15 protein-coding genes are annotated in these 11,891 nt (G+C 47.2%); 3 read left to right on the top strand and 12 right to left on the bottom strand.

Going from position 1 to position 11,891, the window contains the following annotated elements; genetic code table 11:
• Window positions 1-47 precede the first annotated feature (47 nt).
• From JQX58_RS03095 to JQX58_RS03105, 3 genes are read left to right on the top strand one after another with little or no spacing between them, the layout of a single operon-like run.
• Window positions 48-1,034: an LLM class flavin-dependent oxidoreductase gene (locus JQX58_RS03095; RefSeq protein WP_204145347.1), complete on the top strand. Its 987-nt coding sequence runs from the start codon at window positions 48-50 to the stop codon at window positions 1,032-1,034.
• Between the two features lie 8 nt (window positions 1,035-1,042).
• Window positions 1,043-1,492 carry a nuclear transport factor 2 family protein gene (locus JQX58_RS03100; protein ID WP_204145348.1) on the top strand — a complete coding sequence of 150 codons (450 nt, stop codon included), beginning with the start codon at window positions 1,043-1,045 and terminating at the stop codon, window positions 1,490-1,492.
• Window positions 1,485-2,444, top strand: coding sequence for a nuclear transport factor 2 family protein (locus JQX58_RS03105; protein ID WP_204145349.1), 960 nt, complete (start codon window positions 1,485-1,487; stop codon window positions 2,442-2,444). Before JQX58_RS03100 ends, JQX58_RS03105 begins: the two co-directional genes overlap by 8 nt.
• A 106-nt stretch (window positions 2,445-2,550) precedes the next feature.
• Here the strand turns inward: JQX58_RS03105 and JQX58_RS03110 are convergent, their stop codons facing one another.
• The 12 genes from JQX58_RS03110 to JQX58_RS03165 form a co-directional block, all read right to left on the bottom strand.
• Entirely contained in the window at window positions 2,551-3,186 is a 636-nt protein-coding gene (locus tag JQX58_RS03110) for an ABC transporter permease subunit (RefSeq protein WP_204145350.1), read from the bottom strand.
• A complete protein-coding gene (locus JQX58_RS03115; protein ID WP_204145351.1) occupies window positions 3,152-3,676 on the bottom strand; it encodes a GNAT family N-acetyltransferase in 525 nt (174 codons plus the stop codon). The genes JQX58_RS03110 and JQX58_RS03115 overlap by 35 nt, the downstream gene beginning before the upstream one ends.
• Window positions 3,677-3,714: 38 nt before the next feature.
• Entirely contained in the window at window positions 3,715-4,146 is a 432-nt protein-coding gene (locus tag JQX58_RS03120) for a pseudoazurin (RefSeq protein ID WP_204145352.1), read from the bottom strand.
• Between the two features lie 14 nt (window positions 4,147-4,160).
• Entirely contained in the window at window positions 4,161-4,916 is a 756-nt protein-coding gene (locus tag JQX58_RS03125) for an ABC transporter ATP-binding protein (RefSeq protein ID WP_204145353.1), read from the bottom strand.
• Window positions 4,913-5,965: a FecCD family ABC transporter permease gene (locus tag JQX58_RS03130; RefSeq protein WP_204145354.1), complete on the bottom strand. Its 1,053-nt coding sequence runs from the start codon at window positions 5,963-5,965 to the stop codon at window positions 4,913-4,915. The genes JQX58_RS03125 and JQX58_RS03130 overlap by 4 nt, the downstream gene beginning before the upstream one ends.
• A gap of 3 nt (window positions 5,966-5,968) precedes the next feature.
• Window positions 5,969-6,967: an ABC transporter substrate-binding protein gene (locus JQX58_RS03135; protein WP_204145355.1), complete on the bottom strand. Its 999-nt coding sequence runs from the start codon at window positions 6,965-6,967 to the stop codon at window positions 5,969-5,971.
• A gap of 182 nt (window positions 6,968-7,149) precedes the next feature.
• A complete protein-coding gene (locus JQX58_RS03140; RefSeq protein WP_204145356.1) occupies window positions 7,150-8,211 on the bottom strand; it encodes an SO_0444 family Cu/Zn efflux transporter in 1,062 nt (353 codons plus the stop codon).
• Window positions 8,212-8,223: 12 nt separating this feature from the next.
• A complete protein-coding gene (gene zntR, locus JQX58_RS03145) occupies window positions 8,224-8,658 on the bottom strand; it encodes a Zn(2+)-responsive transcriptional regulator (RefSeq protein ID WP_204145357.1) in 435 nt (144 codons plus the stop codon).
• A 210-nt stretch (window positions 8,659-8,868) separates the two neighbouring features.
• Window positions 8,869-9,012: a type B 50S ribosomal protein L36 gene (ykgO, locus tag JQX58_RS03150; RefSeq protein ID WP_204145358.1), complete on the bottom strand. Its 144-nt coding sequence runs from the start codon at window positions 9,010-9,012 to the stop codon at window positions 8,869-8,871.
• Window positions 9,012-9,275 carry a type B 50S ribosomal protein L31 gene (locus JQX58_RS03155; protein ID WP_204145359.1) on the bottom strand — a complete coding sequence of 88 codons (264 nt, stop codon included), beginning with the start codon at window positions 9,273-9,275 and terminating at the stop codon, window positions 9,012-9,014. The genes ykgO and JQX58_RS03155 overlap by 1 nt, the downstream gene beginning before the upstream one ends.
• Window positions 9,276-9,435: 160 nt before the next feature.
• Complete coding sequence (locus JQX58_RS03160) at window positions 9,436-10,464, bottom strand: methionine synthase (RefSeq protein WP_204145360.1); 1,029 nt, start codon at window positions 10,462-10,464, stop codon at window positions 9,436-9,438.
• A gap of 40 nt (window positions 10,465-10,504) precedes the next feature.
• The gene (locus JQX58_RS03165; protein WP_204145361.1) at window positions 10,505-11,482 is read right to left on the bottom strand and encodes a DUF1852 domain-containing protein; all 978 of its coding nucleotides are present in this window, start codon (window positions 11,480-11,482) and stop codon (window positions 10,505-10,507) included.
• Window positions 11,483-11,891 lie beyond the last annotated feature (409 nt).

The following is an 11,891-nucleotide window of genomic DNA, read 5'->3' on the forward strand; positions in this document are numbered from 1 at the left end:
AATCAAACAAACTATGCGCCAAATACACGCTTTATTTGGAGTAAATCATGACCACCAAGCAAGTTCCTTTATCTGTACTCGACTTAATTCCAATTGGTGAAGGATTTAATGTCAGCGACGCGCTGCATAACAGCACCCGATTGGCACAGGCCGCCGAAACAGCAGGGTTTAAACGCTACTGGGTCGCAGAGCATCACAACCTTAAAGATATTGCCAGCGCCGCAACCAGCGTCATCCTGAGCCACATCGGTGCCAAAACAGACAGCATTCGCCTTGGCTCAGGCGGCATTATGCTGCCGAACCATGCGCCGTTACTGGTGGCTGAACAGTTCGCAACGCTGGAGTCACTGTACCCCGGGCGCATCGATCTAGGGCTTGGCCGTGCGCCGGGCACGGATATGGAAACCGCCCGTGCCTTACGCCGAGATCAGGGCACTGATTTTCCTGAAATGCTGGCTGAGCTGCAGTATTTCTTCTCAGAACAAAGTCAAAACAAGCGCATCAAGGCAGTGCCTGGCGCGGGCATGTCACTTCCTACTTGGCTGCTAGGCTCAAGCACGTTTAGTGCTCAGCTCGCCGCAGCTAAAGGGCTGCCAATGGCATTTGCGGCACACTTTGCGCCAGATGCCATGCTAGCTGCCATTGAGCTGTACCGTGCCAATTATCAGCCTTCTGAGCAGTTCCCTGAACCCTATGTGATGGTTTGTGTCAACGCTGTTGGCGCTGATACTCAAGCCGAAGCCGAGTACTTAGCGACCACAGAGTTGCAAAAGTTTTTGTCTCTTAATCGTGGCACTGAGCAGTATCTACCTGAGCCGGTGGAAGATATGAATGCGCTGTGGAGTCCAAGTGAGGCGGTACGTATCAAACAGCAACTTCGCGAATCCATTTGGGGCACGAAAGAGACGATACGTGAGCGCCTAAACGATTTGGTCGCGCGCACGGGCGCAGATGAAGTGATGGTGAACTCTTGGATCCATGATCCAGAAAAACGTATCTACTCACACCAAGTTATTGCCGCTGCATGGCGCTAGGAGGAACAATGAATACAGAGCAACTTAACGCATTGTCTGCGTTGGTAGATCGTGAGCAGATTCGCGAATTGCGTCTGCGTTACAGTGAATTGCTGGATTCAGGGCAAGCCGAGCGCATGGGCGAAGTCTTTACTGAGGATGCTGTGGTCAAAGTCACGGTTGGTAGTATGCAAGGCTTAGATGAGATCAAGCAGAGCTTAAAAGACGCTTATCACAGCTTTGATACCCTAAAGCGTGAACATTTTCCGTTTATGCACGCCATTAGCAATCATCAGATTACGGTGCATGATGAGCAAAATGCCAGTGGCAGTTGCTACTTGCTGGACTTTGTCAGTGATCGCGCAGCCAAGCAGCATCCGTTCTTATTATTAGGACGTTATTTAGATCAATATGTGAAAGTTGACGGCGAATGGCGCATCAGCCATTCAGAATTAGATGTGGTGTGGCCGAATGAATAATCAGCAAAATCGCAGTGCCATCAAAGCGCTTGCACAGCAATTACTAGACACTTGGGTAACACCATCGGCGGCTCTAGACGCGGCGGACTTAACCCCTGATTGTCAATTTCACAGTAGTCACCAAGGCACAGCGCAAGGCTATAATGAGATCACGTCACTTCTGGCGTCAGACACAGAGCACGGTGCTATGTTAAGCCATATGACCAATCTCTATGTCGGGGTCGAGGAAAATCAGGCTGCATTTAGCTTTTATATGTATGGGGTCGTTGAGCAGGCTCAGCGTGCGTTTATGTTTGGCAGCACCGTGGTCGCTAGCTTGAGCTTCCAAGAAGGGCGTTGGCGTCTACATGAGATCCGCTTGGTGGTGAATTGGTCCAAGGGCGATCAAAGCTTGATGCCACATTGGCGTAATGTGCCGACTCAGTACGGCTGGCAAATGGGTTTTGCAGCCCCAGCCATCGTTCCTGAGCTGCATTCGCCTTGGGTAAAATTGGCGCATGTGCCACCACCAGAAGATCTACATGACGCTATTTCTGAGTTGTACTATCGTTATGCTTTTGCAGTCGACCAAAATGACATGGCGCTGTTGGCGCGCTCTTATACAGACGACATCAGTGGTGGATTTGCGCCAGTGGGTAATTTGTCTGGCAAGGATCAAGTCATCGGCACCTTGAAGAACTTTCGTCATTTGGCCGCATTTTGGCAGCACTTCGCCGAAGTAGTGAAAGTCGAAGAAGTCGGCGATGGTCGCCATGTTAACGTAATCGTTGGACGTATTATTCCGGAACGTCCAGTAGATGAACAAGGCAACAAGCTTTATGGCGCGCATTATCAACTGCGTGCGCGATGTATGGCGGATGGCCAGTGGAAGTTTTGCTGGACCGACTATCGTCCAGGCTGGTTTACCCAGCACAGCCTACCGGCTTTTGATATCGGCAACGCTACCGCTTAGAGTGAAACGCCGCATTCATCGAATGCGGCGTTTTTTATTTCGGGTATTCACTAAGTTTTGGTTAATCAGGGAGAGTGGCTACTTACCATCCCTTTATCAAAATAGCTTAATCATCAAACAACAAATTGATAGCGACACCAAACAGTACCAAACCAACAATTGGCCCCATAACACCTTGGGGAGCGCGTTCGATATAAGGCAGGTTCTCTGCAATCATCAAACCCCATTCTGGGGTAGGTGATTTCGCCCCAAGCCCGATAAAACTTAGCGCCGTAAGACTTAAGATCGTAACAGGTAAACGCAATAGGGCGTGGCGCAGCAGTGGTGGCAAAATATAAGGCAGTAGGTAAAAGCGCAAGATGCGTACCTGGCTTGCACCCCATACTGGTGCCAAATGCGTATAAGGCTTAGCTTTGGCTTCCATAATCAAGCTTGAGCAGTGTGCTGCCAAAGGCGCCCATGACACGAGTACGATCGCAATCAAAGCACTGTAAGGTGTCATGCCAAATATGCCCGCAATCAATAAGCCTGCGATGATATGGTTTAGTACCAGCATTACGTCACACAATGCCTCTGCTGCGGTCAAATCGTGTGTGACCAAAAGCAGTTTCATATTGCGACGTTGTTTGATGGTATTGAGCAAATCAATTAAGCGTTGGCGACTGACGGGGTCTAAGCTACTCGTCGGCTCGTCCGCCACCAAAATTTCAGGCTGTAGCACCAGCGCGTGGTAGACTGACAAATGACCATAAATCGCCTTCAAAGATATTAAAGCGTCCACTAACAGGTAAATCTTCGCGGTTTGGATCAGGTTTAAACCCAAGTTTGTAAAGAATGGCAGCCGAGACTTGGTTGTTATGCTTTAGAAAGTGGGCGTCTACTTGCTCTAAGTGTAAGACCTCAAAGGCAATTCTTAAGGCAAAGGTTGCAGCCTGGCTAGCGATACCTTTGCCCCAGTAAGGTTCTCCGATCCAGTAAGATAGCTCGGCAGTGCGCGCTTGATAGCAAATCTTTTTGAGAATACAGCATCCTACGATGTCGCTATTATACCAAATAACGAAATGCATCTCTTCACCTTGTGGTGCGTGCGTTGTTTGAATCCAAGCTTGCACGTGTTCTGGCTGGCAATTATCAGGCACGCCGCTGGTTCGACTAATATTGGGGTTATTAGCCAGTGCGCAGATGGCCTCAAGATGATGTTCTTTGATAAGTTCTAGTTCAATTTTTACCATGTCTTTCTTGGCAACTAACTGAGGATGACGATGAAGGTTTACTGGCTATAGAGTTGTTTAATATCAGCGATACGTTTTTGCGCTCGGTTCGGCAGACTCTCTGGCGCTGAAATAGCACTCAGGTCTTTGTCACCGACTTGGATTACCATCACCATGCCCATCGCCATATGGGGTGTACATTCAATACCATAAATCCCTTCTTGGTCGAAAGTCATTACGATCTCTTCATTAATGTTACCGCGAAATGATGGTGCTGCTTCTGGCCACATCGAGCTGATCGAGGCGGCATTGTGACCGGGTGTGGTGCGAAGAAATTTAACTGTATCGCCTGGTTGAATGTTTAAGTAGCTTGGCTCGTAAGACATGGCGCCAAGCGAATTTCGATTGACCATTTGTACTTCATATTGTGCGGCGTAAAGCGTGCTGGCGATCAAGCTAGTGCTTAATACCGTTAGTAAAGATTTGAGCATGATATCGTTCCTTGTTAGTTCAATAGTTGGATGTGAGGCGGGTGATCAGGTGAATGGATGATTCGCGAATGTACATCGAATACATCAAGGATAAACGCCTCGCTGATGAGTTCTGCTGGTTTGCCTTGGGCAATCACACGACCTTCTTTCATGGCAATGATGCGATCGAAGCGCAAAGCATGGTTTAAGTCGTGAACGGCAACCAGCATAGTGCGCTGAATGTTCTCGATTAAAGAAAGTACTACCATCTGCTGCTTAATATCTAGATGGTTGGTAGGCTCATCCATGACGATAAAAGGGGTATTCTGAGCCAGTGCTCGTGCAATATGAAGGCGTTGCTGTTCGCCACCAGACAGTGTGTGCCAATGCTGATCACGCTTGTGAGTCATGCTGACTTTTTCCAGCGCGTGATCCACATGGGATTGATGTGCTGTGCCCCATTTTTCAAAGGCTTTAATCCAAGGGGTACGTCCAAGTGCAACCGCGTCTTCTGCTTTGACCAGTTCTTCAGTTGTGGCTTTTTGTTGAACAAACGAGAGATGCTGAGCAAGAGTTCGTCTTGGGTAATGCTGAACAGCGATATCATTCAACGTAATATTTCCTGAAGTGGGCTTATTTAAGCCGCAAATCAAGCGTAATAGCGTCGACTTACCGCAACCATTAGGGCCAATGAGTGCTACGCGCTCGCCTTTTTCTAAACTGAAAGTAATGTCTCGGAGCAGCGCTTTTTTGCCTTGCTGAAAGTGAATATTGGCGACGGATAAGTTCATTGCTTTTGTCCTCTGATCAATACAAGCGCAAAGCAAGGCGCACCAATTAAAGCCGTGACAACGCCAATCGGCAGCACCTGTCCTGGGATGACGATGCGTGACCCAATATCGCAGAAGATTAAAAAAAGCGCCCCAATAACGGCACATGCCGGTGCTAGGATTAAATGGGAGCTACCAAAAATATAACGTGCGGCGTGAGGAATAACCAAGCCCACAAAACCAATCGCGCCAACCATGGACACCATGACGGCTGTCATCATTGCCGTACCGAAAATAAGAATAACTTGTACGCGGCGTACGGAAATACCAATTGAAGCCGCGGCATCTGAACCAAACAAGAAAGCATCGAGCGCGCGCGCATGCCAAATGACCAATGCCAGTCCGGCAATCAAGACAGGGACCGCTACAGTGACTTCCTGCCAACGAGCACCCGATAAATTACCCAAGAGCCAGAACATAATGCCTCGAGCCTGCTCAGCATTAGCTGATCTTGCGATCACAAAAGCAGTCAGGGCATTAAACAACTGTGAGCCTGCAATGCCGGCTAAGATAATTTGCGTGGAGATGTTTGCACTGCGACGTTTGGATGCAAGGGCTGATAGCAGCATGACGAAGCCAAAGGCAAGCATAGCTCCAAGCAAGGCGCCAAAAGACATGCTCAACACGCCAATGCCGACGCCAGCAATTGTAACCATCACGGCCCCTGTTGAGGCTCCAGCTGAGATACCCAGTAAATAGGGGTCTGCTAATGCATTACGCAGCAATGATTGCAGCACCAAACCGGTGACGGCGAGTGCAGCACCACAGCAAGCCGCAACCAATGTGCGTGTTAGGCGATAGTTCCAAATGACACCCTGATCTATAGGGTGGATGGGGTAATCTGCTCCAAATGCACCGTTGGCAACGGCTTGAATCACTGTAGCGAAATCAATACTGGTTTCACCTATCGCAACCCCCATAGTGGTGGCTACTAACAATACGGCGGCAGTGAAAATAACAAACAAAAAAGGGTGACGTGTCATCACCCCATTTAATAGTTTAAAAGGCATGTATTAGAGCTGTTCCACCGCGTCGGTTAGTTTCTCAAGACCATTAATAAGGCGAATGGTCGCGTCCATTTCTAGGGCGTCCATTATAACAATATTACCTTCTTTTACGGCGTCCATTTCTTTGGTCACCGGGTCATTTTTAAGAAACTCTAATTTCTTTTCGAAATCATCAGCAGGGAAGCGACGGCGGTTCATTTTTGCGATCACGATAATATCTGGGTTGGCTTTGGCAAGCGTTTCCCAGCCAACCGTTGGCCATTCTTCATCAGACTGAACCACGTTTTCAATGCCTAGTGTTTTCATTAGGTAGCCGGCAGCGCCTTTTTGACCAGCAACGTATGGGTCAATGTCCATTGCCGCGCTGGAGTACCAAAAAACAGCAGTTTTGCCTTCACTGCCTGCTGCTTGAGCACGCTCAATGGCTTGGCTTTCTCGTTTTTTCAAAGACGCAATCAATTGTTCGCCACGTTCTGATGCATCAAAGATATCTGATAATTGATCAATTGATTTGTATAGAGCGGCTGTTGAAAATTGATCTAGACGTGTGCCGTCAAGGCCGACAGAATTGTCCTTGTTATCACAGTCGGTAGGTAAAATGTACGTAGGAACGCTCACATCGTGGAACATATCACGAGTTGCCACGATGCCTTGATCACCTACATGCCACTCATATTGCACTGTAACCAACTCAGGGCGTTTCTCTAATATAGACTCAAAGCTTGGGTCATTGTCGGCCAAACGTGGGATATCAGCGTTTACTTCTTTAAATTCTGGTAAAACCTCGTTAAACCAAACCGATGTGCCTTTGACTCTATTGGCGAGGCCTAAGGTATACAAAATCTCAGTAGCCGCTTGGCCAACTGTCACAGTGCTTTGAGGAGCTTGTTCGTAGGTGTGCGTAAAACCACAGTTTTCTATGGTTAAAGGGTACTCTGTAGCAGAGGTGTATGCTGAGCTAAGAAGGGCCGCAGCGATTAGCGACATGGAAAAAACTGCTTTCATTGGAACTCCGTTGCCAATATGAGTGATCAAAGCACAGTATTGTAGAGGCTAACGATTTACTCTTCTATAAAAATAGTTCTCATTTATTTGAGTGGATTTCATGAGCTTACTTGAGCCCCAACTTAGTAAACAACCAATCAAAGGCCAGTAGCCGTTATGACTGTGTGAACCAGTAAAAGCCGCTATGAACAGCAGCTTTTACTTGAAGTAGATGACCATTTGTTTGTGATCCGCTTCGCAAGACTTAGACCTATCAAGCTTGTCAGCAACACACCACTCAATACTGACCACCAATGAACATGAGTATGGGCGTGAATCGAGTTGGATAAGTTGAGCGTTAACTCAAAGCTTGCAAAGATCCAGTCGCATAAAAAGCCAAATCCCAATGCACAGACCAGCACGCCAGTTAGGTAACTTATCAAGGCTCTTTTACCAAGTAAGGAATACACTACGCCAAGTGTTGCGATATTAGTGGCAGGGCCTGCCAACATAAATACCAGTACGGCACCTGGTGAAACACCGGCAATCAGTAGGCCAGCTGCAATCGGTGTTGAAGCCGTTGCGCAAATGTACATAGGGATAGAAATAATCACCATGACCAGCATAGCAATCAAACCATTGCCCCATTCTGCCAAGAAACTTGTTGGCACATATGCTTGTACTAGTGCTGCAAAGCCAATGCCGATAATCAGCCATAAGGCGATATCGTCAACCATGTCAGTGGCCGCATAGCTTAGGCCGCGTATTAGGCGACGCAAAACAGTTGGCTTTGAAACTGGCTGCGTGCTTGAGCAGCCACGACTGCTGCAACAGGAAGATTTGGCTTCAGGTAATTGGCTCTGTTCAGTGGACTCTTTGCCGACTAACCAGCCCGCAGTGATGGCGCTAAAGATCGCAGCAATCGGTCGAATGATGGTCATAAAGGGGCCAAGAAGTACCCAAGATAAAGCAATCGAGTCGACGCCGGTTTCTGGGGTTGAGATCAAGAAAGAGGTGGTTGCGCCTTTTGATGCTCCGGCTTTTCGTAGCCCCGCGGCCGCAGGAATAACGCCACAGGAACACAGCGGCAATGGCGCACCAATGATGGCAGCTTTGGCAACGCCAAAGCGCGAATTTTTTCCCAGTTGACGCTCCATCCACTGCATAGAAACGAACTCTTTAAGAACGCCCGCCATCACCAAGCCGAGAATCAGCCAAGGTGCAGACTCTAAAAACAAATCGACAAATGCGATTAGCCAATTCATAGGGATGCCTCTTTAGTCATGGTGACATTCGGATAGGATGGTTAATGATTCGGACTCTAAGGCTTGCAGAATCGTACAGTCTTGCGCACTCTCATGTCCGCCACAGCACGCATCAGAGAGTCGTTTCAGAGAACGTTGGAACGTTTGCAACTCTTCAATTTTGGCATTTACTTGAGCGAGTTTGTCATCCACGACCAGCTTTACATCAAGGCACTCTTTATTGGCCTTATCCACTTCAATGGACAGTAAGGTTTTAATGTCGCTCAAAGAAAAGCCTATGGCTTTGGCCCGTAAAATAACGCCAAGCGTCTTGGCATCAGCCGAGGAGTATATACGATAGCCATTGCTAGCGATGCTTGATGGCACTAACAATCCTTCTTTTTCGTAGTAGCGCAGGGTGTCAGTATTGATGTCATACTGCTTAGCCAACTCACCGATTCGATACATTTGCTTTACTCTTAAGAATTTACCAATCAAGTATAAACCTTGGAGTAAACTCTAGGGTCAAGTGTTTAACTTAGTTTTACCGGTAGAAAAGGTTTTTATGAGGGGGAGAAGGCGTATTCAGATGGGGAGCTATTGAAGCGAGGGTTTGATTAGATATGCGAACCGAGTGTTAATTGACTTAACACCTCGGTTCGTTGCTGGCGGATAGGTTTAGCGCTTTTTGCCGCCTTTGCCTTGTACTGCTTTAAAGCGAGGGTTGGATTTACAAATCACATAAAGACGACCGCGACGTTTTACCACTTGGCAGTCTTTGTGGCGTTTCTTGGCTGTTTTTAAAGAGGCTAATACTTGCATTAGCGGCTTCCTTTGAGCTGACGTGAACCGAAGCGGCGCTTAAAGTTCTGTACGCGTCCTTCTAGCTGGGTTGCACGCTGCTCACCGGTGTACACAGGGTGTGATGCCGATGAAATATCGATCGTGTGGTAGGGATAAGTATTGCCGTCTTTCCACTTAATGGTCTGCGAAGTTTGCATGGTCGACTTGATTAAAAAGTAGGTATCGACACTGGTATCGTGAAACACAACGGTACGGTATTTAGGGTGTAGATTTTTACGCATTTTATTCAATCCTCCTAGTGATCATATAAAATGTTATATCATAACAATAATGATGTAAACGATAATCGTTATTGTTTGTGGTGCATAATAAAACCGACTCATCCCTAAGCCGGTTTTGATGGATATAAGACTTTGCTAGAAAGGGCTTTGCTAGAGAGGACTATTGAGATAGCTCGCGACGCACGATCTCAGCACCCGCACTCAGTGCTTGCAGTTTAGCGCGGGCAGTCTCTCGTGACAGCGGTGCCATGCCACAGTTCGTACACGGATACAGTTTGTCGGCATCAACGTACTTCAATGCTTCTCGAAGCGTGGCTGCCACTTCATCAGGCGTTTCAATAGCCGTCGTTGCCACGTCAATTGCACCGACCATCACTTTTTTACCGCGCACTAGCTCGATCAGCTCCATTGGCACTCGAGAGTTATGGCACTCAAGTGAGATGATATCGATCTTGGAGGCTTGCAGTTTAGGGAAGATCTCTTCGTATTGACGCCATTCAGAGCCGAGTGTTTGTTTCCAATCGGTGTTGGCTTTGATGCCGTAGCCGTAACAAATATGCACCGCGGTCTCACACTTAAGCCCTTCGATTGCTCTCTCTAAGCAGGCGATGCCCCAGTCATTTACTTCGTCAAAGAAAACGTTAAAAGCTGGCTCATCAAACTGGATAATGTCCACGCCTGCCGCTTCAAGCTCTTTGGCTTCTTGATTCAAGATCTTTGCAAACTCCCATGCTAACTTTTCGCGGCTATGGTAATGATCATCGTATAGGGTATCGACCATAGTCATTGGGCCAGGCAACGCCCACTTAATAGGCTGCTTGGTTTGTTGACGAAGAAACTTAGCGTCATCGACAAAGACAGGCTTTTGTCGTGATACCTCGCTGACGACTACGGGCACACTGGCATCATAGCGATCGCGGATTTTAACCGTTTTACGGTTTTCAAAATCGACACCGTTTAGGTGCTCAATAAAAGTGGTCACAAAATGCTGACGCGTTTGTTCGCCGTCGCTGACGATATCGGTGCCAGCCAATTGTTGCTCTTGCAGCGCCACACGTAGGGCATCTTGTTTACCTGCAATTAGCTGGACATCATCAAGTTTCCAAGGGGACCAAAGTGTTTCTGGTTCTGCTAGCCATGTTGGTTTCGGCAAGCTGCCTGCGGTGGACGTGGGCAGTAATGTATTCATAATCCGTTACTCTTTTCTGTGTTGGGTGCTTAGACGTGTATTACAGGCCGACATTGGCGGACCATTGCTTCAGGGTCGCTTGATACGGCTTGATAAAGTGCTCCTCAGTAAACTTTCCTTGTTTCACGGCCAACTGACTGCGTTCCTCTCGATCGTATTCAATCTGTGTCAGCGAGTGATCAGAGTGCTTAAGACTTGGCTGAAATCGCTCACCTGCCGCTGCATTAGCGTTATAAATCTCAGGGCGATAAATCTTCTGGAAGGTTTCCATCGTGCTGATGGTGCCGATCAACTCTAAGTTACTGTAGTCGTTCAATAGATCGCCAAAGAAGTAGAACGCCAACGGTGCGACGCTATTAGCAGGCATAAAGTAGCGCACCTGCAGGCCCATCTGTTTAAAGTAGTTTTCTGTCAGAGAAGATTCGTTTGGCAGGTACTCGTAGCCAAGGATAGGGTGCTTGTTTTCGGTGCGCTGATACACCTTGGTCTCAGACACGCTCAAGCAGATGACTGGCAGCTTGCTAAAGTGCTCTTTAAAGATTGGAGAATGCACAAAATGCTGAAAAATCTTGCCGTGTAATTCGCCAAAATTACTCGGTACGCTAAAACCTGGCTGATCTTTATTATGCTCTTGTAGCAGTACACTGAAATCGTAGTCACGAATGTAGGAAGAGAAGTTATTGCCCACTAAACCTTCAATGCGCTCGTTGGTTTTGCGGTCGATAATATCGGTTTTTAGTACCTCAATGCTTGGAAAGGTTTCGCCATTGCCAGATACATCAATGTCGACTGAGACAATGTTTAGCTCAACTGCATAACGGTCCCCTGTTGGGTTATCCCAATTAGCCAAGGCATTAAATCGGTTGTTGATCATGCGCAGCGTGTCGCGCAAATTTTTCTGGCGACGTGTGCCGCGGGCTAAATTGGCGAAATTCGTGGTCAGGCGTGTATTGCTTGATGGTTGGTAGTCTTCATCAAAGCGAATGGTATGAATCGAATATGAAAATTCTTGGCTCATGTTGATCTGTCATCCTATATAGGGGATTACTCCCTTCGGTTGTCCCTGCAATGTTTGATCTGCTTAGCTTTTACAGTCATCAGCAACGATGTATAGGAATAATGTATAGGTGATTCTTATATGAGTAAAATTTGAGTTACTCAAAAGGTATTGAGTAAAATTAATATTTAAGTGGTTGTCATAAATATAGGCTCATTACATGCTGTATGTAACTTAGTGGCATTTATTCAACGTTTGACCTATGAAAAGAGTAGTTGCGCCAAGCTAGGATAGCTTGGCGCTTAACTGCTAAAGAGAGTGGTTAATTAAAAAGCGTAATCCGTAGGCAATAATGCTAAGACCTATAAGTCCAACTAGATAAAGCAGCAAGAACCATTGCCAGGTCTTTAATGTTTTCTTCACAAATCTC

The sequence above is a fragment of the Marinomonas ostreistagni genome, assembly GCF_016888445.1.
Lineage (GTDB): Bacteria > Pseudomonadota > Gammaproteobacteria > Pseudomonadales > Marinomonadaceae > Marinomonas > Marinomonas ostreistagni.

Excerpts from the sequence above, each read along its gene's own strand:
- ykgO (WP_204145358.1), bottom strand. The coding sequence starts at position 9,012 with ATGCAAGTATTAGCCTCTTTAAAAACAGCCAAGAAACGCCACAAAGAC.
- JQX58_RS03120 (WP_204145352.1), bottom strand. The coding sequence starts at position 4,146 with ATGCTCAAATCTTTACTAACGGTATTAAGCACTAGCTTGATCGCCAGC.
- JQX58_RS03100 (WP_204145348.1), top strand. The coding sequence starts at position 1,043 with ATGAATACAGAGCAACTTAACGCATTGTCTGCGTTGGTAGATCGTGAG.
- JQX58_RS03130 (WP_204145354.1), bottom strand. The coding sequence starts at position 5,965 with ATGCCTTTTAAACTATTAAATGGGGTGATGACACGTCACCCTTTTTTG.
- JQX58_RS03115 (WP_204145351.1), bottom strand. The coding sequence starts at position 3,676 with ATGGTAAAAATTGAACTAGAACTTATCAAAGAACATCATCTTGAGGCC.
- JQX58_RS03160 (WP_204145360.1), bottom strand. The coding sequence starts at position 10,464 with ATGAATACATTACTGCCCACGTCCACCGCAGGCAGCTTGCCGAAACCA.
- JQX58_RS03135 (WP_204145355.1), bottom strand. The coding sequence starts at position 6,967 with ATGAAAGCAGTTTTTTCCATGTCGCTAATCGCTGCGGCCCTTCTTAGC.
- JQX58_RS03140 (WP_204145356.1), bottom strand. The coding sequence starts at position 8,211 with ATGAATTGGCTAATCGCATTTGTCGATTTGTTTTTAGAGTCTGCACCT.
- JQX58_RS03105 (WP_204145349.1), top strand. The coding sequence starts at position 1,485 with ATGAATAATCAGCAAAATCGCAGTGCCATCAAAGCGCTTGCACAGCAA.
- JQX58_RS03095 (WP_204145347.1), top strand. The coding sequence starts at position 48 with ATGACCACCAAGCAAGTTCCTTTATCTGTACTCGACTTAATTCCAATT.
- JQX58_RS03165 (WP_204145361.1), bottom strand. The coding sequence starts at position 11,482 with ATGAGCCAAGAATTTTCATATTCGATTCATACCATTCGCTTTGATGAA.
- zntR (WP_204145357.1), bottom strand. The coding sequence starts at position 8,658 with ATGTATCGAATCGGTGAGTTGGCTAAGCAGTATGACATCAATACTGAC.
- JQX58_RS03155 (WP_204145359.1), bottom strand. The coding sequence starts at position 9,275 with ATGCGTAAAAATCTACACCCTAAATACCGTACCGTTGTGTTTCACGAT.
- JQX58_RS03125 (WP_204145353.1), bottom strand. The coding sequence starts at position 4,916 with ATGAACTTATCCGTCGCCAATATTCACTTTCAGCAAGGCAAAAAAGCG.